Source organism: Sphingomonas sp. (genome assembly GCF_035944535.1).
Taxonomy (GTDB): domain Bacteria; phylum Pseudomonadota; class Alphaproteobacteria; order Sphingomonadales; family Sphingomonadaceae; genus Sphingomonas_B.
In genome coordinates, this window is the sequence record NZ_DASZBC010000005.1 from 178,807 (window position 1) to 203,119 (window position 24,313).

Annotated in this window: 25 protein-coding genes; 10 read left to right on the forward strand and 15 right to left on the reverse strand. The window is 67.9% G+C overall.

From position 1 onward, the window contains the following. Positions 1-104: 104 nt before the first annotated feature. A complete protein-coding gene (locus VGT77_RS04470) occupies positions 105-1,640 on the reverse strand; it encodes a S41 family peptidase (protein ID WP_327459978.1) in 1,536 nt (511 codons plus the stop codon). A gap of 122 nt (positions 1,641-1,762) precedes the next feature. Here VGT77_RS04470 and VGT77_RS04475 point away from each other — a divergent pair, with 122 nt between their 5' ends. Next, entirely contained in the window at positions 1,763-2,551 is a 789-nt protein-coding gene (locus VGT77_RS04475; RefSeq protein WP_327459980.1) for an AraC family transcriptional regulator, read from the forward strand. Here VGT77_RS04475 and VGT77_RS04480 read toward each other — a convergent pair. After that, entirely contained in the window at positions 2,472-3,392 is a 921-nt protein-coding gene (locus tag VGT77_RS04480; protein ID WP_327460125.1) for a S41 family peptidase, read from the reverse strand. The genes VGT77_RS04475 and VGT77_RS04480 overlap by 80 nt on opposite strands. 105 nt (positions 3,393-3,497) lie before the next feature. On the opposite strand from VGT77_RS04480, the gene VGT77_RS04485 reads away from it, so the two are divergent. The 3 genes from VGT77_RS04485 (at position 3,498) to VGT77_RS04495 (ending at position 7,396) form a co-directional block, all read left to right on the forward strand. Then, a complete protein-coding gene (locus tag VGT77_RS04485) occupies positions 3,498-4,004 on the forward strand; it encodes a MarR family transcriptional regulator (RefSeq protein ID WP_327459982.1) in 507 nt (168 codons plus the stop codon). Between the two features lie 174 nt (positions 4,005-4,178). Next, positions 4,179-6,230, forward strand: coding sequence for an amidohydrolase family protein (locus VGT77_RS04490; protein WP_327459984.1), 2,052 nt, complete (start codon positions 4,179-4,181; stop codon positions 6,228-6,230). 74 nt (positions 6,231-6,304) lie between these two features. Continuing rightward, positions 6,305-7,396, forward strand: coding sequence for a dipeptidase (locus VGT77_RS04495; RefSeq protein ID WP_327459986.1), 1,092 nt, complete (start codon positions 6,305-6,307; stop codon positions 7,394-7,396). Between the two features lie 28 nt (positions 7,397-7,424). Here the strand turns inward: VGT77_RS04495 and VGT77_RS04500 are convergent, their stop codons facing one another. Beyond that, on the reverse strand, positions 7,425-8,024 hold the full coding sequence (locus VGT77_RS04500; RefSeq protein ID WP_327459988.1) for a flavodoxin family protein: 600 nt from the start codon (positions 8,022-8,024) through the stop codon (positions 7,425-7,427). A 152-nt stretch (positions 8,025-8,176) separates the two neighbouring features. On the opposite strand from VGT77_RS04500, the gene VGT77_RS04505 reads away from it, so the two are divergent. Continuing rightward, positions 8,177-9,109: a bile acid:sodium symporter family protein gene (locus VGT77_RS04505; protein WP_327459990.1), complete on the forward strand. Its 933-nt coding sequence runs from the start codon at positions 8,177-8,179 to the stop codon at positions 9,107-9,109. Further along, positions 9,106-10,080, forward strand: coding sequence for an ornithine cyclodeaminase family protein (locus VGT77_RS04510; protein WP_327459992.1), 975 nt, complete (start codon positions 9,106-9,108; stop codon positions 10,078-10,080). Before VGT77_RS04505 ends, VGT77_RS04510 begins: the two co-directional genes overlap by 4 nt. Here the strand turns inward: VGT77_RS04510 and VGT77_RS04515 are convergent. From VGT77_RS04515 to VGT77_RS04525, 3 genes are all read right to left on the reverse strand, one after another. Further along, positions 10,016-10,831, reverse strand: a complete 816-nt coding sequence (locus VGT77_RS04515; RefSeq protein ID WP_327459994.1) for a UTRA domain-containing protein — start codon at positions 10,829-10,831, stop codon at positions 10,016-10,018. The genes VGT77_RS04510 and VGT77_RS04515 overlap by 65 nt on opposite strands. A 102-nt stretch (positions 10,832-10,933) precedes the next feature. After that, positions 10,934-11,116 (reverse strand): hypothetical protein, encoded by a 183-nt coding sequence (locus VGT77_RS04520; protein WP_327459996.1) that lies wholly within the window; start codon positions 11,114-11,116, stop codon positions 10,934-10,936. A gap of 341 nt (positions 11,117-11,457) precedes the next feature. Continuing rightward, positions 11,458-12,294: a hypothetical protein gene (locus VGT77_RS04525; protein ID WP_327459997.1), complete on the reverse strand. Its 837-nt coding sequence runs from the start codon at positions 12,292-12,294 to the stop codon at positions 11,458-11,460. A gap of 120 nt (positions 12,295-12,414) precedes the next feature. Between VGT77_RS04525 and VGT77_RS04530 the strand changes: the two genes are divergently transcribed. Continuing rightward, positions 12,415-12,774 carry a hypothetical protein gene (locus VGT77_RS04530; RefSeq protein ID WP_327459999.1) on the forward strand — a complete coding sequence of 120 codons (360 nt, stop codon included), beginning with the start codon at positions 12,415-12,417 and terminating at the stop codon, positions 12,772-12,774. Between the two features lie 328 nt (positions 12,775-13,102). Beyond that, the gene (locus VGT77_RS04535) at positions 13,103-14,119 is read left to right on the forward strand and encodes a S41 family peptidase (RefSeq protein ID WP_327460000.1); all 1,017 of its coding nucleotides are present in this window, start codon (positions 13,103-13,105) and stop codon (positions 14,117-14,119) included. Here the strand turns inward: VGT77_RS04535 and VGT77_RS04540 are convergent. The 7 genes from VGT77_RS04540 to VGT77_RS04570 form a co-directional block, all read right to left on the reverse strand. After that, positions 14,116-14,772, reverse strand: coding sequence for a LysE family translocator (locus VGT77_RS04540; protein WP_327460001.1), 657 nt, complete (start codon positions 14,770-14,772; stop codon positions 14,116-14,118). The genes VGT77_RS04535 and VGT77_RS04540 overlap by 4 nt on opposite strands. Then, positions 14,708-15,712, reverse strand: coding sequence for an isopenicillin N synthase family dioxygenase (locus VGT77_RS04545; RefSeq protein ID WP_327460002.1), 1,005 nt, complete (start codon positions 15,710-15,712; stop codon positions 14,708-14,710). Before VGT77_RS04545 ends, VGT77_RS04540 begins: the two co-directional genes overlap by 65 nt. Positions 15,713-15,773: 61 nt before the next feature. Then, complete coding sequence (locus tag VGT77_RS04550) at positions 15,774-16,274, reverse strand: MarR family winged helix-turn-helix transcriptional regulator (protein ID WP_327460004.1); 501 nt, start codon at positions 16,272-16,274, stop codon at positions 15,774-15,776. 45 nt (positions 16,275-16,319) lie between these two features. Further along, positions 16,320-16,523 carry a hypothetical protein gene (locus VGT77_RS04555; protein WP_327460006.1) on the reverse strand — a complete coding sequence of 68 codons (204 nt, stop codon included), beginning with the start codon at positions 16,521-16,523 and terminating at the stop codon, positions 16,320-16,322. Between the two features lie 111 nt (positions 16,524-16,634). Then, positions 16,635-18,452 carry a DUF885 domain-containing protein gene (locus VGT77_RS04560; RefSeq protein WP_327460008.1) on the reverse strand — a complete coding sequence of 606 codons (1,818 nt, stop codon included), beginning with the start codon at positions 18,450-18,452 and terminating at the stop codon, positions 16,635-16,637. Between the two features lie 126 nt (positions 18,453-18,578). After that, positions 18,579-19,919: a cytochrome b/b6 domain-containing protein gene (locus VGT77_RS04565; protein ID WP_327460010.1), complete on the reverse strand. Its 1,341-nt coding sequence runs from the start codon at positions 19,917-19,919 to the stop codon at positions 18,579-18,581. After that, positions 19,916-20,539, reverse strand: coding sequence for a YceI family protein (locus VGT77_RS04570; RefSeq protein ID WP_327460012.1), 624 nt, complete (start codon positions 20,537-20,539; stop codon positions 19,916-19,918). The genes VGT77_RS04565 and VGT77_RS04570 overlap by 4 nt, the downstream gene beginning before the upstream one ends. A gap of 768 nt (positions 20,540-21,307) precedes the next feature. On the opposite strand from VGT77_RS04570, the gene VGT77_RS04575 reads away from it, so the two are divergent. After that, entirely contained in the window at positions 21,308-22,000 is a 693-nt protein-coding gene (locus tag VGT77_RS04575) for a histidine kinase dimerization/phosphoacceptor domain -containing protein (protein ID WP_327460014.1), read from the forward strand. Positions 22,001-22,014: 14 nt separating this feature from the next. Here VGT77_RS04575 and VGT77_RS04580 read toward each other — a convergent pair whose 3' ends face one another. Further along, positions 22,015-22,299 carry a helix-turn-helix transcriptional regulator gene (locus VGT77_RS04580; RefSeq protein ID WP_327460016.1) on the reverse strand — a complete coding sequence of 95 codons (285 nt, stop codon included), beginning with the start codon at positions 22,297-22,299 and terminating at the stop codon, positions 22,015-22,017. Positions 22,300-22,400: 101 nt separating this feature from the next. Here VGT77_RS04580 and VGT77_RS04585 point away from each other — a divergent pair, with 101 nt between their 5' ends. Continuing rightward, on the forward strand, positions 22,401-22,973 hold the full coding sequence (locus VGT77_RS04585) for a hypothetical protein (RefSeq protein ID WP_327460018.1): 573 nt from the start codon (positions 22,401-22,403) through the stop codon (positions 22,971-22,973). Between the two features lie 31 nt (positions 22,974-23,004). Here VGT77_RS04585 and VGT77_RS04590 read toward each other — a convergent pair whose 3' ends face one another. After that, positions 23,005-24,018 (reverse strand): S1/P1 nuclease, encoded by a 1,014-nt coding sequence (locus VGT77_RS04590; protein ID WP_327460020.1) that lies wholly within the window; start codon positions 24,016-24,018, stop codon positions 23,005-23,007. Between the last annotated feature and the right edge of the window lie 295 nt (positions 24,019-24,313).

A 24,313-nucleotide genomic window follows, 5' to 3' on the forward strand; every position in this document is an offset into this window, starting at 1 on the left:
TGTCAACGTGGGACGGAACCTCGCAAATCTGCATCGGAAAACCCTCTGAGGGAGGCGATCTCGGTGTGACCACAGCACGCGCGGCGAGGTTGGACCACTGGCCCTCAGCTTTTCGGCCGTCCTCTGCGGATCTCCTCTAGCGCGGACTCCAGCACCTCATCGGACGGAGACTGCAGCACAGGTGTCGGCAACCTCAGGTCCGGCACGACGCCGCGAGATCGGGTGTCCCCGCTGGGGCGGACGATGAAAGCCTTCGGAAAGGTGACGGTCAGTCCCGTTTCAGGCAGCTTGAACTGCTCCGCCGCGCCATAGGTCGTCGCCATGTCCGACGTCTCCTCCCCCAGTATGACGCCGAAGCCGAAATCCTGAACGATGGCGCTCACGAGCACGGCATTCGAGAAGCTGTGTCGATCCTGCAGCACATAGACCCGTCCTCCGAAGCGGCGACCGGCTCTGGGCCCCATCCAGGGCTGCTCGACCTTCACGCGGCTGCCCAAGGGAGTTCTCGAGTAGAGTTCGGCGTAGGCCTTCGTGCCGGCGTTCGCCTCCTCGGGCCGGGGGCCAAGCCTCGCGGCGTTCGCTGCGACCGACTGAGGGCTCACCCTCACCTCGAAGCGGGAGGCGAAGCGGAAGGGCTTCGTCGCGAACCAGGCGATCATCGGGTCGCTGAAGCTGTTGTCGCCTCCAGGATTGTCCCGGAGGTCGATCAGGAGATCCGTGGCTTCCGACGCAAGAAAGTCCGAGAAGGACCTGTCGATGAAGGCCGTGAAGGCCGCGGCATCGAACATCCCGGCCGGGGTTGACGCATAGGGCTCGTAGAAGGGACCTGGCCGCAGATAGGCAATGCCGCCGGGCAGGACCCTGGCCTTCCTCTCGTCGGTCAGGACCAGCCGCAACCGGTCCGCCGAGCGCGCCTCCTGCACATCGCTTGCCTTACGGGCCGGAAGCCTGACCCTCAGCAGCCTTCCGGAGCGCCGAAGCACCAGATCGAACGAGGCCCTCTCGCCAAGCTCGCGCCAGACCAGCCTGGGGAACATGAACTCGAGCAGGGAGTCGGCCATGTACGCGCTCTCGGCGCCGATGTGGCGTCGCGTGCGGACCAGCCACTCTGAGGCGCGCAGACCATCCATGCTGACGAGCTCATCACCAGGCTCTACGGACCTGCTTCCGCTATGATCGGCGGTGATGAAGGCCCTGCCCTCGACGACGCGGATCCGGACGGGCAGGATGAGCCCTCCGTTCGACTGGAAAGCGCTCCAGCCCTCATCGACCTCCTCGATGCGCGTGTGCCCCATGCGGACTCGCGCCGTGAACAGGTTGAAGCGCACCGCAGCCTCGGCTCGGGACATCGGGCGGTTCAGCCTGGCACGCTCTCTCCGGAAGGCCGCGTCAAGCTCCCGCCTGGAAGCGAAGGCGTATAGGTCGACGTGTGCCTGCTTCAGACCGGAGTAGAGATGATCGAAGTCCTGTCGAAGCTCGGCGGGGCTGAACTGCCGATCAGTCTGGGCCGCCGCCGGGGAGCTGGCGGCTAACCAGAGGGCCGTCACGCCGGCGCAGACCAGACGGATCAGCGCTGAAGGCGCTTTGAAGGAGATGGGGCCGTCTGAACCCCGGCGGGACATCATTGGTGGGCTGGTCATGGGCGTCATCCCTAGTCCCGCTCCGACCGCGCCTATTGAACGGACTTAACCTCGCAGTCAGAGCCCACCCCCGCCGCTTCCAATCCGGCACCGGATCGCGCACATCCGTTGACGGAGGGGCTGTGTCGCACACCCATATCACGTCGGGACTTCAGCATCTGGAGCCGGGCGCCTGCATCCGGCGCCACCGGCATGCCGTTGGCTACGTCGCGCTCCTGGCGGAAGGCGGCTACACCGAGGCCGGCGATCGAGGACGGTTCTCAGTGCAGCCAGGCGAGGTCGTGCTCCACCACGCCCACGAGGCGCACCAAGACCTCACGACCCGCAGCCGCACCCTGGTCCTGAACCTTCCGCTGCCCGACCTCTCGTTCACTCCGGGGCACTACGAGTGCTCTCTTGGCGAGGAGGTGCTGCGCCTGGCCCGAACGGATCCTGTCGCGGCCGCCGAAGCCATGCTCGCAGGACTCCGGCCGGCGCCCAGGCTTGTCCCCGACTGGCCCGACCTGCTGGCAGAGGAGCTCAGGAGCGACAGCGACCTGACCATTGCGGAGTGGGCGTCCGCCCACGGCCTCGCTCCACAATCGGTAAGTCGAGGCTTCCGCCAGGTCTTCGGCGTAAGCCCCAAACGCTTCAGGGCCGAGACCCGAGCACTCCGCGCGGTGGAGACGCTCAGGACCAGCAGAATGGGGCTTGCCGACCTGGCATTCTCGCTCGGCTTCGCCGATCAGTCCCACCTCACGCGCGCGGTGAAGACTCTCACCGGCAGTTCGCCCGGCCGCTTCGCGCGAGCGGCCGCCCCAGCCGCGAGGACGGTGGACCGCAGCCGCGTGGCTACTTCCGCGTCGCGCCGAGAAGACCCTCAAGGTGCCGTCGAGCGACGTAGAGCGGATCGTCCCCTCCGGCGACCGTAGGCCTGACGCCGATACGCTCCCAGCTCGCACTGGTCCGGAGGCCGATCGGCCGTTCCTGCGGGACCGTCATCCGGAGCCCGCCCGGGAGCTTCCGTTCCTCACCGTAGAGGTGTGCAGACCCGAAGGTGCGGTCGCCGACTATCACAGCTCGTCCCAGCGACTGCAGGTGGAACGCCACCGCCTCTGAGGCGGAACCGCTGCGCCGGTCCACGAGCACCGCGACAGGCCGATCCGCGGGCCACCTCGGCAGCGCCGTCGCTGGAAGCGTCCTGTTCTCCCGCCTGCCAGCGCGCGATTCCATCCAGCCGAGCAGCGTCGACCCTTCAGGGACGAGAGCGGCGAGAACATTGTCCGCTGTCTCGCCGTCCCCCCCACCGTTCTGCCGAAGGTCAAGGATCAGTGCGCGCGAGTCCGCCAGCAGCGACAGCGCCGTGGCGATCTTCGGTCGGGCGAGATCCCAGGAGAAGAACTCCGACAGGCGCAGATAGCCGATGTTGTTCTCGAAGACCGCCACCTGCCGCACGCCCGCATTGGCGTCGTGCGCCTCGCGACGCCAATCCTCGTATCCCGAGTTGTCAGTGCCTGCGCCGTCCGGAACGATGATGTTGAAGTGCTGGTCGCGCCTCTTCAGCTCCTCCTCGAGCCGTGAGGCGAAGATGCGCAGGTCACCGCAGTTCGCGGCGAAGCGCCCTTGTCTCGCCCAACTCCTCACGTCCTCGGCCAGTGGTCTGGCCTCCGCGGCGATCACGTAGTCGCGCTCTATCTGGCGTGCGACCTCCTGAAGCACTTCTGTCTGGGCAGGACAGGATGCGGCAGCAGCGAGAACAGCAAGGAAGACCATCAAGCAACCTCCATATATATGTAAGCGCTTATACATTTGCTCAGCTAAGTGGCAAGCCCATTCCAACGGGTTGTTGTGGCGCAGGTCGCCTGCTTACATGCGGACATGACCAGCAGCCGGCGCACTCTCGGAACCCTGCTCCGGCATCTGCTGGACCTGCTGGATGGCGACGTGGAGCGCACCTACCGCTCGATGGGACTGGACTACAGGCCCAGGTTCACGCCCGTCATGCGCTTCCTCGAGGAGCGGGGAGCCGCCCCGATTCGGGAGATCGCCCTCCATGCCGGGGTAAGCCATCCCGGGATGAGTCAGACGGTCTCCGAGATGGTCCGGGCGGGTCTGGCGAGGCTGGAGCGCGGCTCGGACGGGCGCGAGCGGCTCGTGCATCTCACCGAGAGGAGCATGGAGCTCCTTCCGGTGCTGAAGCGCTGCTGGTCGGCCACGAACTCGGCTGCGGCGCAGCTCTCCCGGGAGGCCGGTCTGGACCTGGAGCAGTCCCTGGAAGGCGTTATCCGGCTCCTTCAGGACCGGCCGTTCGCGGACCGGATCTCCGAGCACTTGCGTTCGGGAGAAGCAGCCAAGCCAGTCGAGGCTCCTTCGGCTCGGGTATAGCCCGGAGCGCGCCATTTCAACGCGGCCGACAGGGTCACAGGTCAGAGCGGCGAAAAGGTCCAAAACGGGACGGCTCGGGTGCGCGGTCGGGCGCATGTCTATAAGCACTTCCTCATGTCCAGGTCCTCTCCCGCCTTGCCGCCGCACGCCCGCTCGGCAACCGCGTTCCCACCGTTGAGCAGCATCGCGATCCTTCCAGCCGCAGCCCTGCTCGTCGCCGCGCGAGCCATGGCGCAGCCAACCGCATCCGACACGCAGAAGGTGGTGATCCCGGCCGGTGCCCGGAGCTGGACCTTCACCAACGGCCGGGAGGAGTTCGGCCATCTGAAGACGTGGCGGGACGCTTCAGGCGTCCGCCTGTCGCATGAGGTCTTCCAGGAGAGGAGCACCCGCTTCGAGCTCTCTCAGCGGCTGTCGCAGCGGAAGGACGGCACCCTGGAGGCGCTGACGGTTGAAGGAACCGGTCCTGAGGGGAAGGTCGCGGAGAGCTACAGAACCGACGGGAAGACCTACACCTTCAAGTCCAGCTCCGACGCCGGCACCGGACGGGTGACCGCCCGCAGCTTCTACCTGCCGCTGGCCGGGACGGCGGACGCCACGTTCGCACTCGCCGAGTGGCTCGTCGCGCATCCCCGTTCCGAGATGCGGCTGGCCCCTTCGGGCGCCGCGAGGCTGGAGCGGCTCGCCAATGCGCAGGTCAGGTGCGGAGGACGGGAGAGGAAGCTCACCGCATACCTCATCAGCGGTCTCGACCTGACACCCCAGCCCATCTGGTTCGAGGGAAGAAAGGCGTTCGGGAACGCAGGCCCGATCAGCCTCCTGCCCAACGGATGCACGGGTCTCTCCTCCGAGCTGCAGCGCCGGCAGGAGTCCGCGCTGGAGCAGCGCGAGACCTCCCTCGCCAGGCAGCTGGCCCGCAGGCACACCGGGCCAGTGCTGCTTGAGGGCGGTCGGCTGTTCGACGCGAAGGCTGGCCGCTTTCTCGACGGCCAGAGCGTCCTCGTGAACGGGAAGAACATCGAGAGGGTCGGACCCGCAGGCAGCTTCGCCGTGCCGGCCGGAACCCTGCGGCTGAGCGCCCGGGGGATGACGATCCTTCCGGGATTGTGGGACAGCCACAAGCACATGGTCGGGACGAGCAGCGGCGCGCTCTTGCTATCCGCGGGGATCACCACGGTCCGGGACATGGGAACGCTGCCGGACGTGATGGTCCGGCTCCGCAGTCGGATCGATGCAGGGGAACTGCTCGGACCGCGCATCCTGCCCCTGATGGTCGTCGACGGACCCGGGCCGACCATGAACTACACCGCACGCCCCGTCTCCTCGCCCGAGGATGCCCGCGCCGCGGCGCAGGAGGCCCTGGACAAGGGATATCTCGGCCTGAAGATCTACAACTCGCTGGAGCCAGGGCTGGTCCAGGAGCTTGCCCGCGAGGCGAAGCGGCTGGGCCTGCGGCTCCAGGGCCACATGCCCGCCGGCACCCGTCCGCTGCACGCGCTGGAGCAGGGCTATGACGAGCTGACGCACGCGAACCACGCGCTCCTCCAGTTCGCGCCCAACTCGGTGCTGAGCCAGCCGCACCGAGACCGGACCCATTTCGGACCGGCCCGCTTCGCCGCCGAGCTCGACCTGAACTCCGAGCAGGTCCGGTCCTACGTCGCGGAACTGAAGCGAAGGGGCGCCGCGGTCGACCCTACGCTCTCAGTCACGGAGATGCTCTGGACGCTCGAGCCGGGAGAGATGCCGCCGGCACTGTCGCCATATGCGAAGGCGCTGCCCGTCCAGTTCCAACGCGGCCTCCGCCAGGGCGGGTACGCCCCCCCGGCAGGGCTCACCCGCGACCAGATGCGCCGCGGCCATCTAGCTCTGAGGCGGTTCGTCGGCGCGCTGCACGCGGGCGGTGTCCCGATCGTCGCGGGCACGGACGGCTTTGGCCTGGAGATCGCGCGCGAGCTGGAGCTCTATGTCGAGGCCGGCCTTACCCCCGCCGAGGCCCTCCGATCGGCCACGATCGTACCGGCTACGATCATGGGCAAGGCTGGGACGCTGGGTTCGATCGAGCCGGGCAAGCTGGCCGACCTCGTCCTCGTCGGCGGCGATCCCGCGCGGGACGTAGGTGCGGTCCGGGACGTCCGGATGGTAATGAAGGAGGGCATTGCCATGGATCCAGTGGCGCTCGCGCGAGGGGCCGGCCTGGCCGTCGAGGACAAGGAGGAACGTCCGTGAAAGAGGTTCATGAAAACCAGACTGGAATGGCGCCTTCGAGGCGCAACTTCCTGGCCGGAGGCGCGGCGGCTGCCGTGCTGGCGGCCCTGCCCCAGTCCGCCGCTGCGCAGACGAAGCTGTCGAGAGCTGCCCAGCAGGTCTACGCCCGCGCCACGGTGATCGACGGCCTGAGCTACCTCACCGCGTTCGATCCGGCCGACGCACCCGGCTCGCTCCTTCCCCGCTTCGTGTCCGAGTTGAGGTCCTCCGGCATCACCGCGATCAACTTTACGGTCGGCAGCGTGGGCAACGCGCCATCCGCATTCGAGGACTCGGTGGGAACGCTGGCGTACTGGAACGGGATCGTCAGCCGCTCCCCCGACCTCCTGATGAAGGTGGAGCGACACGAGGATCTCGCCCGTGCCAAGCAGAGCGGCCGCCTCGGCGTGATCTTCGGCTTCCAGGACAGCACCATGTTCGGAACCGATCTCGGAAACGTCGAGGTCTTCCGCGACCTCGGCGTCCGGATCGTCCAGCCGACCTACAACCTCCGAAACCTGGCAGGCGACGGATGCCTGGAGCCCGCGAATGGCGGTCTCAGCAAGCACGGCCACGACCTGGTTGCCGCTCTGAACAAGGCCGGCATGCTGGTCGACATGAGCCATGCCGGCTCACGCACCCAGATGGACGGCATCAAGGCCTCCAGCAAGCCCGTGGTCGTCAGCCACAGCGGCTGCCGTGCGCTGGCGGACACTCCACGCAACACGACCGACGAGGTCATCCGCGCGCTTGCGTCCAAGGGAGGCGTGCTCGGGATCTACTTCATGCCTTTCCTGAAGATCGGCAGCCAGCCGCACGCCGAGGACGTGTGGAGGCATCTCGAGCACGCGATCAACGTCGCCGGGGAGGACCATGTGGGACTCGGCACCGACGGCGGCGTGCCGGCGATCACGAATATGGACGCTTACCGGAAGCACCTGCAGGAGAGCCACGAGCGCCGCACCAAGGCTGGCTTCGCGGCGCCGGGTGAGAGCGCCGACGTGATGCTGATCGTGCCGGAGTACAACAGTCCGCGCCGCTTCGAGCTTCTCGCCGACGACCTGCTTCGCCGTGGCCACAGCAGCGCGCGGGTGGAGAAGATCCTGGGCGGCAACTTCGCCCGCGTTTTCCGCGACGCCTGGTCCTGATGCTGGAGGCCCGGCGAACCGGATACGCTCACCGGTCCCATCGGTGCGGGACCACAGACGCTGGGGCAGGTACGCCCTCAGCATGCGACAGAGTCACCCTGTGCCTGCCCGTGTGCGGCGGTGCTTCGATCTCACCACCAAGCCCATCCAGCTGCCGAAGCTCGTCCTCCTGCGGAGGCTCGCCGTCGTGACTCCGCACGTAGACGGTGCCTCCCCAATGCATCCTCATGGCAGTGGCGGCGCGTATCAGCGGAACCTCAAACCCGAGCGGAAGGACGGGATCGCCGCCGGTCGCGATCAGCCAGGTGCTCCGCTCCCAGCCGGTTCCCGCGCCCGGCGGCTGATGCGAAGGATCACCGAGCCGCTCCAGCAACGTCTTGAGCAGCGCGCTCATCGCGTACCAGTAGACCGGCGTGGCGAACACGACGCTGGAGGACTCGGAGATCGCTCGACGCAGCCTCGCGACGTCATCGCAATCCCCGGAACCGTAGCTGAACGGCACGATGTTCATCCGGCACATGTCTGCCACCTCGGGTCGCCTCCCCATCCGCGAGGCGAGCCTCTCCACCGCGATCGCCGTGTTGCCGCGGGATCGTGCCGACGCGAGTATGACCAGGCAGGAACCCATGGCGCGATCTGCCCCCAAAATGCATAACCACTTAAGCATTCGTTGATCATCCCGGTCAACGGGCGGTTCGACGGACGACAAGGGAGACCCGACATGCGTCGTCTGAGTAGCCAGTCGGAGAACAAGGAACCCTCTGCTCCGGGTGTTGTCCGATGATATCCGGCGAGGGCGGTCTCATCGACCTGGTGACGCTCGGCATCGTTCCTGGCGGCCTGATCCTGATCATGTTCGGCCTGGGCGTTAGCCTCCGGCCCGCAGACTTCCTGTTCGTCGGGCGGAACCCCCGCGCCGTCGGCGCAGGCCTTATCGGCCAGCTCGTGCTCATGCCCGCGTTGGCCATCGCCGTGTCAGCACTCCTCGGCCTCACCGGAGGCCTGGCGATGGGCCTCTTCATCCTCGCTGCGTCGCCAGCAGGCGTCACGTCCAACGCGATGACCCACGTCGCACGGGGCAACGTCGCACTCGCGGTCACGCTGACGGTCCTCACCAGCAGTCTCTGCGTGGTGGCGGCCCCCCTCTACCTGTCGTGGGCGCTCGGCCACTACTACGTGGCGGCGGACGCTCCGCACCTGTCGGCCCCCGCCACCATGGCCACGCTTGCCAGGATGACGGTGCTCCCGATCGCCGCGGGCATGGCCGTCCGCCGCCTCATGCCGAACGCCGCCGCGCAGATCGCCAGATGGTCGAGGCCCGCTGCGCTCGTCGTCCTCTTCTCCGTCATCACGCTAGAGCTGCTGGTCAGCTTCGATGTCGTGGTGCGGAACCTCTGGCGCGTCGGACCGGCCGTGTTCCTCCTCAACGTCCTCGCCATGACGACAGGCCTGGCGCTGGGGCGGCTGATGCGACTGGATCGCCGCGATTCGCTCACCATCGCGCTCGAAGTGGGCATCCACAACGCTACCATGGCCATGTACCTGTCGCTCACCCTGCTCAGGAGCGTGGATCTCGCCATCACGGCCATAATCTACGGCTTCGTCATGACGCTGAATGCGACCGTGTTCATCCGGGTCATGGCTGCCCGAGGCTACCCGGGCGATGAGGACGTCGCCGCGGCGGCGAGCACCCGGGTAGGCGCCAGCGGATGAACCTGCAGCTGATCGACGGAGCGACGATCCGCGATCTCGTCACGCCCGACGTGTCACGCGAGCTCATGGCGGCAGCGATGAAGATGACGAGCCTGCGGGAGGTCGAGCTGCCCCTCCGCCGCTGCCTCAAGCTCCCGGACGGCCTGGGGATGCTCAGCGCCATGCCCGGCTTCGTGAGGCCGATCGCGGCTGCCGGCCTGAAGCTGATCAGCCTCGTGCCGCCCGCCTCCCGCAAGGGGTCGAGCCATCTCGGGCTCATGATCCTCTATGAGGCGGAGGGCCTCACGCCACGCGCCATCCTCTGCGGAGCAACGATCACGGCGCTGCGGACGGCAGCCGTCTCAGCGCTCGCCACCGACCGGCTAGCCCGCAAGGACGCCAAGGTGCTCACGATCCTGGGATCCGGCGAGCAGGCCGTGGCGCACATCGAGGCCCTCGCACCGGTGCGCAACTGGGGCGAGTGCCGGGTATGGACGCGGAATCCGATGGCGCTCGATGAGATACTGGCCCGCCACGGCGACCTGCTGCCCATCCGGGCCAGCGACGACCCCCTCGAGGCGGTAGCGGGGGCGGACGTCGTGTGCACCGTCACGGCGGCGCGAGAGCCCCTGGTGTGTGCCGAGGCCATCGGCCCGGGCACGCACCTGAACCTCGTGGGCTCAAGTACCAGCGACTCTTGGGAAGTCGAACCGGAGCTGATGAGGCGAGCGTCCGTCTTCATCGACTACTGGCCTTCCATCATGGATCAGGCGGGGGAGCTGCTCGCCGCCTTCAGGACTGGGCTGGTCACGCCCAGCCACGTGCAGGCGGAGATCGGCGAGGTCCTCCTCGGCCGCCATCCCGGCAGAAGCGGGAGCGGAGAGATCACCGTCTTCAAGTCGGTGGGGATCGCCTCCCAGGACATCGTCATGGCCGCCTACGTGGCGGAGCAGGCGATCGCCTGTGGCCGCGCTCGCTTCGCGTCGCTCTAGGGTCGAGGCCGCGGCCGCGGAGGGCCGGCCCGAACACGCCCGTGAGGCGGTGGCGGTCGCCCGGGTAGTAGAGGCTGACGGCGGTCACGAACGTCTCCGCCCGCCAGGTCCGGCGCTGCACGAGGAGACAGGGCGCCCCCTCGCTCAGTTGCAGCCGGGAGGCGGTCTCGCCGTCCGCCGCGACCGCCTGGATCACGTGCTCCGCCGCATAACCCGGGACCTCGTCCAGCAGCCACCTAATCGGGGAGATGCTGGCGAAGCTCTCCTCCCGAACGCGCGGCACCGCTCCAACGTTGATGTAGCGGTCCTCCAGCAGGAACGGCGCGCCGTCGCTCCGATGCAGGCATCGCACGTGCACCAGCTCGGCTCCGCCCGGCGCCTGGAGCTCGAGGGCAAGCGAGGCATCGGCACGCAGAACGCTGCGCTCCAGGCGCTCGAAGCTGTAGCGGGCACCCTCGGACGTCACCTCCACCTCCGGATCGTCGATCTGGAGGACCGCATGCTCACCCAACTGGCGAGCGACGACCGTCCCCAGCCTCGGCCGCCGCGTGATCAGCCCTTGCTCCACGAGTGACCGCAGCGCCCGGTTGACCGTCATGCGGGAGACGGCGAACAGCCCCACGAGCTCCTGTTCCGGGGGTATCCTGTCGCCTGGCTGGAGCCGGCCGGCCAGGATCGGCCGCGCAATCGCCTCCCTGACCTGCGAGTAGGCGGGTCCGTCCCCATCCATGAAGAAAAGCGGCTCCGCCAACGGCCAGGGCTCCCGAGAATGCACGCCGATCGCAATTACCTGGCGCGAAGCCCGGCAGGTGCCCGCGGGGCCCGACGTTCACCAGCCACCACAGCCCTGTGACTAGCCCGCCATGCGGAGAAACTCCACCAGCCTGCGCGCCAGCCGCTCGTCTAGCACGATGAACTGGCGCCGCCCATCGTCCGGGTCGCTGATACGCCGGACGAGCTGGCGCCTCTCGAGATGCTGAACCCACCGGAGGGCCGTGGAGCGCGGCGCCCCCGATGCGAGCCAGAGGCACTTCACGGGAGTATACCGGCGCTCGCCCCTCGCGACGAGAAGCTCGAGGAGCATTCGCCAGACCACCTCGTTCGCGAGGTCTTCACCGAAAACTCGCGACCGCTGGCCGAGCAGACGGAGAGCCTTCCGCGCGGCCGTCGTGACGTCGGCATCGTCTGCGGCTTCTGGCGCATCGTGGGCATTCAGAGGTGCAGCAGGGACGAGCCGCAGCGTTCGCCGAGCGGCGTGCTGGCGCCTGGCCGCAATGGGCTGCGGCACCCCAAAGTCCACCTCAGCACCCATTGCGTGGCTCAGGTTCTCGCCAGCCTTGGCGCTGGCCGTGCCCGGCTAGAGCCGGTGACGCCACGTCAGCCGCCCGCTGTCTCGACGCGATCAGGTCGGGCCGGCACCGGAGGAGCCGGCGGCGCGGGGATCGAGAAGCCCAGGTCCATGTCGACGAGCTGCTTCGCCGAGGGCTCTCCGCCGGCACGTTGGACCAGAGCCAGAGCCCGAGAGGCAGATATCCCGTGGAGCCGCAGGGAGATCAGGTCATCCGCCGACATCGACCGGAAGTACGGGCGCACTGCATAGAGCTCGCGAAGGTACGTGCCGTCGACGCCATGGAGCCGGAGTTCGGCCAACTCATCCACACTCCTCGCCGTGAAGCCGGCGGAGGCGAGGCCGCGCAGATACTGCGCAGTGACGCCGTGCACCCCCAGGCCGAGGACCTGCGATGGCCCCACCCGGTAGCCGAGACGCACGAGCTCGGCGAGGAGCGGACGGTCCACGCCGTGGAGCATCACGCGGAGCTGCTCGCCCTCGGAGAGCTCGCCCAAGCCTTGGCGGACCCACTCCGACCGGAAGGCAGGATCGGCAGAGAAGGTGCACCGGCCCGTGCCACGTCCCGAGCCTGCCTCCCCCGAGCAATCGAGCCGCCCCGCCTCCGCCGCCTTCGTGAAGCGGACCGCCGACGTGCTCCCGTGGAACTGGGCAGGCGCAAGCCCGACCAGCTCCTGGAGGCGGGCCGGCCGTGAGATGCGGCTCTCGCCCCCGGTCCCGGACCTGTAGGCAAGCGTCAGCTGCACGCTCGACCGCTCAGGACCCTCGGCCAGCCGCCACGACACTGTGCCAGCCTCGCCGGGAGCCGACGCGTCGGCTCCGATCCCCATGGTGGCGAGCATCGTTGCGCAAAGGGTCGCCTTCATCTTCCTTCTCCCTGATTCTCAGCGTGAGGTGACACCATTTGTATAGACAAATCAAGACCGGTCCGGCACATCTCGCCAGGCGGCGGGCCGTTTGCGCCTCGGAATAGTGAAGGAGGAGACATGCTCCCGGTTCACCTCTGCCTGGCACTCGGCGCGGTCGGCGCGGCGGCCTTCGCGAGCTCGGAGTGGAGCCGCCGGAGCTGGGCCGCATCGCTTGGACGCATGTGCGCGGCGGCGCCCGTGGCCGCGTTCACGAGCGCAGCCACCTACCCGATAAAGCTATCTGGAGCGTCGGGGACGGGCACGAGGGTGCAGCACGGCTGGCCTCGCAGCTTCTACACGCGCTGGTCCGACTGGGAGACAGGGATCTCGGCAGAGGGCCTGTCCGCCCTGTTCTACCTAGCGAACAGCACGGCACACTGGGGAGTTCTCCTGCTCGCGCTCGCGCTCTGGAACCTGCTCCGTCGCCCGAACGGCTGAGTGGACGATCGGCACCAGGCCGACCAGGCGAGGCGGCCTCGGGACCCTCGCCCGCACCGGCACATCATCCGGTCCGCGCACCGGCCTTCCGGGAGCTGAGAACGGGCAGGTTTGCATATTTCGTTCAGGGGCCGAGCAAGACACGCGGAGCGGTAATCCCCAGCAATTGCGACATCGACAGACCATGCGTACCCGGCAAGGGCACCGGATCGGAGCCTGTGGTGCTCCCAAGGCACCATCGGGAACGCCGTTAGCACCTCCCAGCCGGTGGGAACGCCTCCCAGCTTGATATAACAGAACTGTTACATCTTCCATCGAAGGGTTCATAATGAAGTTTCCGAGCTGGCCCGTCGTCGTGCTGGCGGCGATCTCCGCAGGCTCCGCTCCCGCCCGACCGATCGATGCGGCTGAAAGGCGCGCCATCATCACCGGAGCTGCGCAGTTGATCGAAGACCGTTACGTGTATGCAGACCGGGGGCAGGAGTTCGCGAAGCAGCTGCGGGCCGCAGCGGCCCGGGACATCTTCAGAAGCGCGACAGACACGGAAGCCTTCGCCCAAGCGTTCACTGACCACCTGATGGTCCTCTCGAAGGATGGGCACTTCAGCGTCGACTACCGGGAAGAGCCGGAGGCAAGCACTGACAGTGCCGGCGCCGACTTCGTGGCCGCCGAACTCGAGAAATGGTACGGTCGCGGGGTGAACCATGGCTTCGAGGCAGTGCGGCGCCTCGATGGCAACGTCGGATATCTCGACCTGACTGTCTTCGCCCCTCTCCGGATGGCCGCAGACCTGGCGACAGGGGCCATGACGATGCTCGCCCAGTCCGACGCCCTCATCGTCGACCTGCGCAACAACGGGGGCGGCATGAGCGAGATGGTCCTGTTCCTGTCGGCCTACCTGCTCGACGGCCCGATCGAGATGAGCGCCGAGTACGAAAGGCCGACGAGGAAGATGCTTCGGTTCACGAGTCCGGCCTGGGTGCCGGGAAGGCACTTCAGCTCCAGCAAGCCGGTCTACGTGCTGACGTCCCGGAAGACGTTCTCGGCCGCTGAAGCCTTCGCCTACGACCTTCAGGCGCTCGGTCGCGTCACCGTGGTCGGGGAGACCAGCGGCGGTGGAGCGCACCCGTTCGAGTACCGGCCCATCAGCAACCAGTTCTTCCTGTCGCTGCCCGAGCGACGCTCCATAAACCCGATCACCTGCACCGACTGGCAGGGTAAGGGCGTCAAGCCGGACGTCGAGGTTCCGGCCGACCGCGCCCTCGAAGAGGCGCTCGCGCTCGCGCGGAAGGCTGCTCCCAAGCCATTCCGGCCCGCCGCATTCCGGACATGCCCTCCTGTCTAGGACAGCAGGACAAGCAGGGCCGCCGCCAGCATCACCAAACCGGAGACGCGGCGAAGGACCAACCCGCCTCCTCCGCAGGCTGCCGCCCCAAAGGCCGCGCTCAGCCCGCTGTAGCCCACCGTAACGACGAGGTTCACGAGCAGGACGAGCGCCAGCAGGAGCAGAGTGGCATGCATTCCGGGCCCGTGGCTCTCCAGAAACAGCGGAATCAGACTCGCATGCAGGAGCATGGCCTTCGGGTTGGCGATCCCAATCAGCAGCCCCGACCTCGCGACCGCCGCTCCTCGCAGGGCCGTGCCCCCGCTCGGGTGCGCGCGGTCGCGGAACGCCTGCACCCCCAGGTAGGTCAGGTAGGCCGCACCGAGCCAGCGGAGTGCGAGCAGCGCATCCGTGTGGACGGTCGCCGCAGCCGACAGGCCCTGGAGCGTCGCCATGGCCAGGAACGTGTCGCCGGCGGCTACGCCGAGGCTGAAGCCAGCGGCAGGGAGGAAGCCACGAGAGGAACCGATGCTGACGACGGCCATGGTGGCGGGACCAGGCACGCACACCTGAAGGGCGAGAGCGCCGGCGTAGCTCGCCAGCGCCGCCTCATCCACGCCGGCCGTTACCGGGACCGGGCAGGTCGGGCTGGCCAGGATCTCCTGATCGCTCATCGAGGGACGCCGAGATCCGGCCGATGATGTAGTCCCCCGCGAGGACGGGAGGGTAGGCCGAAGGCTGACCCTTGGGAAGACCGAGCTCACGCGGATCGACGAGCGCCGAATAGTCGGGGTCGTAGAAGGTGGCGATCGACAGCCGCTCCCGCCCCGACCGGTTGCGCACTCGGTGCAGATTGGAGGCGAAGCGGTCGTTGGACCAGCGCTGCAGTAGGTCGCCGATGTTCACGAGGAGCGTTCCCCCGACCGGAGGAGCCCCGATCCACTCCCCTCCCCGGGTCCGCACCTCCAGACCGCCCGCATCGTCCTGCCACAGCAGGGTCACGCATCCGTAGTCGGTGTGCGGCGCCACGCCGAAGAGCTCGTCGTCGCCGGAAGAGGGATCGTGCGGATAGTAGATGACCTGCGTCCGCTGCAGCCGCTTCCCGTATCTCGGCCGAAAGAAGTCCTGGCCAGCGCCCAGGGACAGCGCGACGAGCTGCAGCAGCACCTCGGCGCAGGAGGAGACCTCGTCGAAGTAGCGCTCGAGCGCTATCCTCAGGCCAGGCGGCGACTCAGGCCACTGGTTCGCTCCCCGCATCGGCTGCCCGGCAAGACGAGCCGGATCGTCGGGAGGCAGCTCCAGGCCGATCTGGAAGTATTCCTTCAGATCGGGATGACGGGCGCCCCGCATGACGGTCCGGCCCATGCGATTGTAGCCGCGGACCAGCTCGCGTGGGGCGCACCGCTCCTTCACGTCCAGCGGAAGCCGGAAGAAGCGACGGGACTGCTCCACCACCTCCTCGATCAGCTGATCAGACACTCCGTGATCGGCAAGATAGCAGAAGCCTGTCTCCGCGAATGCGTTCCCGATCATGCCGGCCGCAGATCCCATGTCGCCGGCGCGCGCTCCTGCCAGGGAGATGATCGGGATGCAGGAAGCAGCAGCGCGGCTCATACCAGATGCATAAGCGCTTTCATTTTTGCGGGCAACGAGAATGACGCAGACGATCAGCTGGTCAGTCGGCCGGCCGGACGATCACAGACTCACGCACGGCGTGTCCCGCCGATGGAAGCCGCGCCGCGATCCGATCGCGGTAGGGGCGCCGGGAGAGAGCTTCGATGGCGGCGCCGAGCACCTCATGCAGTCCGCCGACCTCACGGTCCAGCTCCTCAGCTGCCGCATTCGTCGCCGACCAGATCGTCCGGAGAGCCGGAACCAGCTCAACGCCTACGGCGCTGAGTGCGATGATCCGCTCCCTGCCATCGGCTCCGGGTTCCGCCACCACCAGCCCCTTCCTCGTCATCTCCGCCACCGTCTGGCTCGCGGCCGAGTGGGTGATGCCGGCCGCCTCGGCGATTGTCCGGATCGAACCGCTGCCAACCTCCGCCAGGTGGCGGACCACCGGGGTGAACCTGGGACGGTAGTCCAGTCCGGCGGCTCGGTAGGTGACCTCGACGTCACCGTCGAGCAGGTCGAGCAGGTGGCGGAGCAGCACTCCGAGCGTCGTCCGTTGCATGGCCTCTCCTACTGCTGCCCGGAGGCCAGCTCCAGACGTGCTCCCCTATGCACGCATGAGTGCAAGCAGGGCGATCAGAAGAACGAGCATCACGATGACGATCGTGAGAAGCACCGCCGCCAGGAACAGGCTGCCCGTATGGTTGTCGTATCGCCAGGCAAGGCTGAGCATCGCGCCAATGCCCAGGAGGAACAGTCCTGCCCCGCCGAGGACCAGGTAGGCCACTGCCCCGGCGGCCAGCAGCGCCAAGGCCAACCTTGTGGGGCCGTTTCCCAGCAGCTTCCGCATCATGGATCGGCCGCTGCTGCGCTAGCGGGTCGGCAGCCGGTGCCACCGTGATCGAGCCTCACGGCAGGGCGCTCAGGAGGACGCCACCCACGCGTCGACGACCTTCTCGAGGAGGTCGAGCGGCATGTCCCCATCCGACAGTATGGCCTGGTGGAAGGCACGGATGTCGAACCTAGCCCCTAGGGTGGTGCGGGCTCCTTCACGCAACCTGGCGAACTGCATGTGGCCGATGCGATAGGTGGCACCCTGCCCAGGCCAGACGATGTAGCGGTCCACCTCGTTCTCGGCCAGCCCCTCCGTGATGCCGACGATCTCGACCAGATGACGTACTGCGGCCTCACGGCTCCAGCCGAGACTGTGCAGACCGGTCTCCGCGGCAAGCCGGGCAGTCCTGTGAAGCAGTGACTGCAGGAAGCCGATCCGGCCGAGCGGATCCCCCTCGTAGATGCCCATCTCAGACGCGAGCTGTTCGGCGTAGACGCCCCAGCCCTCACCGAACGCTCCCGTGTAGACGATCTGGTGGAGCTCAGGCAGCTCGGGCGTGGAGGCGCCCACCGCCATGCGGAACAGGTGCCCAGGGATGCTCTCGTGGTGCGTCAGCGTGGGGAGCGCCCATCTCGGCCAGACACGGATATCGGCCAGGTTGATGAAGTAGCCCCCCGGGCGGCCCCCAGGGCCGGGCGGAACTGCATAGGCCCGCGGCGCGCCGACCTCAACCTCAGGCGGTACACGGTCTATCCGCACATCCGTCCGCGGCACCTCCGCGAAGAAGCGCGGCAGCAACGATCGAACGCGTTCGACCTGGCTCCTGACGTCGGACAGAAGCAGCGCCCTGCCGTCCGCGGTGTCGGGGTAGAGGTGCTGCGGCATCTGCCCAAGGCGAGCCAGCCTTGTCCCGACGGTGCCATCGCGGAGACCCTGCCCACGCAGCAGCTGGTCGAGCTCGGCCTGAAGGACGGCAGTCTCCCGGAGGCCGGTCTCGTGGATCTCGCGGGCGGACAGACCCGTCCCGGTGTGCCATCTGAGACACGCCTCGAAGAAGTCCGCGCCACCGCTGACGTCCGATAGGCGAGGCGAGCCCCTCCGCCCTGACAGATCCTTCAGCAGCCGCATCTGTCCGTCCAGAGCGGGCAGAACCTCCCGTTCGATCACGAGGCGGGCGACCCGCTCCCAGCGATCACTGATCCCGGCCTTCCGCACACCGGCCAGGAGGTGCCGAAGCAGTTCGCTTTCCTCCGCCGTGGCGGGCCTCTGCGCGCGCAGCTGGGTGAGCGTCTTGTCCACGATGACCGGAGGCGGCAGGAGTCCTCGCCCGGCATCGCGGCGCACCTGGCCGCTCTCAAGGCGCAGGTTGCGGGCGAATCCGCGGAGCCGCTCCACAAACGCCTCCGCGTCCCAACTCGACTCCACCGCGTGCGCTCCCGTGAGCAGTCGCGGAGTGTCCAGATAGGATCCGGTGAGCTGTGTCACCGGGAACGGGACCGGATAACCGCCGGAGATCGCTCCGATGGCGAGCCGATCGACGTCCAGCGCCCGTTCGGCCTGCCAGATGAACGTCTCCAGCCAGACCTTCTCGCGGCGCGGCATCTCCGTATGCCGGAGCGCCCGCAGCGCAGGCAGGGCGTCAACGAGCGGCCGGAACTGCCGCAGGCGTTCCGCCGAGACATCCGTCAGGCGCGACCTGAGGTGACTGGCAGCCTCCCGGTCCCGTCCGAGCTCCGTCGCGAGCTCCGGCGAAGCCTCGAGCACGCGCTGCATGATCGAGGCATAGAGCAGCCGCGCCCGGTCGGAACCGTTGGCGGGGAGAACGTCCATCGCCCGACTTGCCGCGGAGAGAGACAGCGCCGCGGCGCTACCCATCAAGCCGAGAATATCCCTACGTGCCAGCATGTTGCCTCCCGTGCCTGATTGGCCGGTGTGGCCAGGCGGCAGGAGGTGCCTAAGGCGTCAGGGATGGTGCGCCGCACGCACCACCCGTGCAGGTCGTTTCGCGCGACGGCCACCCGCGGCCGGCAATCAGCGCCGGCGGGCTTCAACCCGTATCCTGACCGTCACGTCAGCGGGGATCTCCGCCGTGGAGGCGTACTCGCCCTCGCCAATGCGGTATGCGAGCCGGTCCACTACGGCGCTCCCCTCCACCAAGGCGCGGTTCCCGTTAATCTGGAGCGTGAACGGCATGGACAGGGGAGCCGTCGCGCCCTTCATCCGGAGCGTGCCTTCAGCCACGTAGCGGCCCCGCCCGACACTCCTGAAGCGCTCCGCGCGAAAGACGGCATTGCGGTCAGTGCCCACTGCAAACCACTCGCCGCCCTTCAGCGTCTCGTCACGGCTGGAGTCGCCGGTGTAGACGGTGCCAATGTCCACCGTGATCGCCACCGAGGAGCGATCCAGCTGGTCCGGACTGAACTCGATGCTGCCGCGGAAGCGGCGGAAGCCTCCTTCGATCGGTTCACCCGCCCAGCTGGTGCTGAAGCTCAGGCTTGAGCCGTCCTCGATGGTCCAGGAAGGCACGTCCTCCGCCGCCACCGGGGCATCTGGCGCGGCAGCGGCAGCCTGCTCGTAGGTCTCTTGCCTCGCCTGCTGGACTGGCGTCGCGGGACGAGGTGGCGTGGCCTCGACCGACTGGACGGGCCGATGCACATTGCGGCCTCGGGCCCAGCCGAACCCGAAGACAGCGGCCGAGCTGGCTGCGGCGCCGATCAGCAGGAGGCGCGGGTCCAGCAGGGAGCCCGGCCTGATCCCTGGAGCCATCCGGGCGAAGCTACCATCCCTGTCGAGGAAGTGGTGCTTGAGCGCTCCCGCGACATGCAGGCCGATCAGCACGTAGAGCCCATAGGAGAGGTAGGAGTGCACGGAGGCTGAGCCCCGGTACCAGCCTTCCCGGGTCTCCGCCGCTAACGATATGACGACGGGCACGTGGGGGAGAGGCACCGTGCCGTAGAGCAGAGTGGGGACTGCGACGCGGCTCGCGGACACCACCAGCCAGCCGGACAGAGGCATCGCCAGCAGGAGCAGGTAGAAGGCCAGGTGCACCGCCGTTGCGAGCGCCCGCTCCCAGCCGTCCGCCTTCAGCGGAAGCGGCCGACGACGAAGCTTCCACGCGATTCGGAGCAGCATCAGCAGCAGAATCGTGATGCCGACCGACTTGTGGAGCTGGAACACGGCGAACTTCGCCGGACCGCTCGCTCGCTCCATGTTGAGGCCGAGCGAAAGCTCGAAGATCAGGAGAAAGGCGATCGTCCAGTGGAGGATGATGGCGACCGTCGTATATCTCTCACCCGCAGGCGACCGGGTGACCGCAGTCGCGCCGGAACTGCTAGCCGGTGTCCGCCTCTTGGCTGGGGGTGTAGACTTCACTCGACCTTCTCGAAGGCGGCATGGATGCGGAGATCGACCTCATCGCCCACGGTGGGCGCATAGTTGATCCCGAAGTCGCTCCGCCGGATCCGCGCAGTCGCGCTGAAGCCCACGTTCAGCTTGCCATTCCTGGGATGGAAGCCCGCGCCGAAGAGCCTCGCCTCGAGGGTGACCGGCCTCGTCACGCCCCGGATCGTAAGGTCACCCACTATCTTCGCCTGACCGCCCTCGACCGACACTCTGGTGGAAGTGAACTGGGCCGTGGGATGCCTGGCGACGTCGAACAGGTCGGCGCTCAGGAGATGAGTGGTGAAGCTCGGTACGAGCGTGGTCATGGTGGCCATACCGAACGTGACGCTCACCCTGGCTGTCTCAGGGCGCGCTGGATCCAGCTCAAGCGATCCGCCGCTCGCCGCCAGATCTCCCGAGAGCGGGGTGAACCCCATGTGGTTGACCGTCCAGACCACCTGCGTGTGATAGGGATCCACCCGGTAGGTTCCCGCGGTGACGCGGCTCGAGTCGGGAACTCCCGGGAGAGGCGCCTCGGGTGCGGCCATCTGCGCGAAGAGGGGAACGACTGCGGCCACCGCAACCACACCGATGAGGACTGCACGTGCCATTCGTCGCTCCAATAGCTGCTTGCCGATGTCCGGGCCGGGCAGCGGCGATGCGCCATGCGCCAGCCCGCCTTTTCCCGAGGCTGCCGGCCCTGCACGGTCGCGCGTTCCAGCCGGTCCCGAGCATCGCGCCCTCCTCCACTCAGTTTCGTTCCCCAAAGCACGATGTTGGAGGCGCGTAAGCCGCGCATGGCGGTGCCCGAGCGGCACCATCGTCAAGGCCATGGCGACCGTCGCGTCGGTTGCGGCCTGCAGGGCGGTGATGAACCGTACGGTGTGGTTCGAGAACATGCTTGCGGCAGGGCGACCGGCGGCACTAACGCCCATCCGGTGGACCAGGAGGAAAAGGCTGCCGCCCTCAATGCGATGATCGAGGGCATGATGTCCGTGACAAGCGGTGCATTTACACCGCAGAGTTCGATGGACAGCTTCCACGTCTACGCGAGATCGGCTCTCGAGGCGCTCCTTGCAGCGGGGTTCGAACTCAGGCTGACGCGCGACAGGCCACGCCCCGACGCGGAGCCCTGGCCCGCCAGAGCTCGGCCAGGATCCTAAGTGTCGCTACCCGCCTGCTGCGCGGCTCAACATCGCACGGACCTTCCCCTCGTCGAAGACGACATCCACGTGGAAGTTGGCGTCGCTCTCGACCGCCTCGAACACCCTGATTGCGATAGGGCCGGTGAGTTTCCCCCACTCGCGCCCTGAATGGGTCTTTGACTTGAACTTGTAAGTTCAAAACCGCGCCCCCATGTCTGGTAGGGAGGAATGGCGATGATGAACGGCGTCCAGGTCGATGTGCGAGAACGTCTCAGAAGCGGAAGGCCCGGCGCGAGCCTGGATGCACTCCGGCTGGCTGAGAGCAACCACAGGGTGGCGATCGAGCTTGCAGCCGCGGTGTCCGCGCTCCGCCTCGCCGCCGATGCGGATGAGGGGAGCTGGCGCGACAGGGTGCGGCAGGCTGCCGTCCGGCTGGAGGCGTTCGCCGACGTGCACGCCCTGCTCGCTCATTCAGGAACCGGCGACGTGCGGCTTGCGGACGTGCTCGAGAGGCTCTGCTCGGGCATGGTGCGCGCCCATCTCGACCAGGCGAAGGTATCCGTGCACCTTCACGACTGCCCGCTCATCCTTGCTGGTCCGGTGGCCCACCGGCTCGCCTGCATCGTCGCCGAGCTCCTCGGGAATACGGCCAGGCACGGAACCGGCGCCCTCGGCGCGCGCGTGGACATCATGGGGTCAGGCACAGGCGAAGCCATCGTCCTAGTCGTGGAGGAGCGTCCGGTGGGACCGCGACGCCCAGGCAGGTCCGGTACAGGCCTCGGCCGGCCCCTGGCCGAGGAGATGGTGCGCAGCCTCGGGGGAACTGTCGAGTTCACGGCGGGCCCGAACTCCTGCCGGACCGAAATCCGCGTTCCGGGGCGGCCGGCGGGCTCAGATCGGCTTCGACACCCGGTCGGCGCGGCGTGAGCCGCGCCATGGGACTAGGTCTGGCGCAACCGCGGCTCCCGGTGGTTCTTGCGAGGCCGCGGCTCGAGCAGCGAGGAGTCAGGCTCGATGCCATCGAACAGCCTTGTGACGGGGCATTCGAGCCCCAGCGCGATGCGACCGATCGTCATGAGCGAGAGGTTCTGCTCGCCCCTCTCCACCCGGGCCAGGAAGAAGGGGTTCAGCTGCATCCGCCCCGCCGCCTCCTCTCGCGAGAGGCCGGATTCGAGACGGATCGCCTTCACGCGCTCGCCGACAGCCACGAAGAAGGGATTCGCCACCGCGGCGGAGTATGCGCCCTCCCGCTGGAGCTGCAAGCGGAGTCTTGGTCCGGGCGCGGGCGCAGTCCGGCCACCTTCCTGAGTGCCAGGTCACGCCCGCTGTGAAGACCTCGCATGACGAGCTGATGCTGGAGCGGCTCGCGATCCTCCGGGACCATGCCACAGCCCTCCACGGTCCCGTTCGGGACGCCGGGTTCTTCACGGCCGCCCTCTACGTGGAGGCGGCCTGCGGGAACATCGGCATCGCGTGCCGCAGCGCGGCCCTCGAGGTCTCCAGGCTTCCGGCGGCAATCCGCCCAGCCGCGCCACAACGCGGTCAACTCGTCCGGCCCGATGGCGCAGCCACGTGGGCGGGACCTGATCTGGGATGGGACCTCCTGACCTGCGCGAGAGCGACCGACTTCTGCGCGGAGGACGATCGGGCCAGCGAGCTGGTCCAGGCGCTCGGCTACTTCCGCTGGAGGCATGCCGACACGCTGTGCGCCTGGGTCACCACGCCCGCATGTGCCCTCACACTGGTCAGGCTCCTGAGAGATGGACGCGCCGTACACGCACCTGGGCTTCCGGCACCGGACGCGGTAATCGATCAGAGGGTCCGCGATCTCGCACGCGAGCTTCGCTGGCTGCCTGACCCCGCGGAAATCTGGCTCTCGGCCGCAGGGCGCACTTGCTGACTGGCCGTTACTGGCTTGGAACAGGCGCCAATCAGGGGAATGCGGCGTTCAGCATCCGCGCCAGCCTCTCCCCGGCAATCACCACCTGCTGCTCGGCGATGGAACCCGCCGCCGCCCTATAGGCGGGGGTCGGGAAGAACGGCCCCCTGCCGTCTCCGATCGGCGGCGCGTAGGCATACTTCTTCGCCAGCTCCAGGCTCTCCATCATCCACTGCGGCACGTCGGCGTCCAGATCAGTGCGCTCCACCACCGTCGCCAGAAAGCTGCCGGGCTGATCGGCCTGCTGGACCAGCTTCAGGGCCTTCGCCCGCGCCGCCGTCGGGCTCGGACCCGTGCCGAGCGCCTGGTCCCAAAGCCCGTGCAGCTTGTCAGGACGGCGCTCGGTGTCGCACTTCGCAGGCGGCGGCCTGCACACGATCTGCCGGTTGCCGCCGCTGTCGCCGTTCGGGTTGCCCTGGCTGAAGCGGGCCGTCGCGTGGAGCGGCTGATGGACGTCTCCCACGAGGTGAAGGAGCCAGGTGAGGTTGTACGACTTCGCTTCGTCCCCCAGCGTCGCGTTCGACAGCGACTGAGAGAACGCGATGATCTGCGTCTCCGCATTCGGCGCGAACGGCGTCCTCATCGGCGTGCCGTCGGTCGTGAACGCCAGGTTCTTGAAGTGCCAGTAGGGCCGCACGCGCCTGTCGGCGAAGCCTATGTTGAGGTCCTGACCCGCGTCGGCGGGCGTGTAGCCCTCGTCCCTGTAGCACTCAGGCCGCCCCGTGCATGCCATTCCCCTGATGTCGTCGGCCCAGGTCGCAGCCTCCATGAACGCTATGCGGTCACGCTCCCCGGCCGGTATGCCGACCGCCCATCCGCCGTGCTGCGGGTTGAGGGCGAGCAGTCGCGACGCGGCCGCCCGCGCCCCGGGAGTCATCCGCTCCCAGGCGATCGCCGCGACGATCATGTGCCCCCGCGCATTCCAGGCCGATGCCGGCGAGCCCGCAATGGCCCCGAGCGCGGCCAGCAGGCCGACAAGAAGCTTCAAGAACTTCGATCCGGACATGTCTCGCCCCCCGGCGTAGAACTGGCGAGTTCCGACACGGGTCGGGTCGCGGCGCGAGTGAACAGCACTGCGCTCCGCGCCGCAACGGGAGATCGCCCCGATCCGGCTCGATCTCCTGCGGACGCGAGCACAGGCCCGCGCTAGTGCGGGAGCGACCGAGCCGCGACGAGCCCGAGACCAGTCACCGGGTGCTCGCTGCAGGTCCCGACCGGCAACGGCTCCGCGCTTGCGACAGCTCCAGGTGCCGCGTATGGCCTCACCACTGTTCCCGTTTTGGGAACATCCATTGACATCG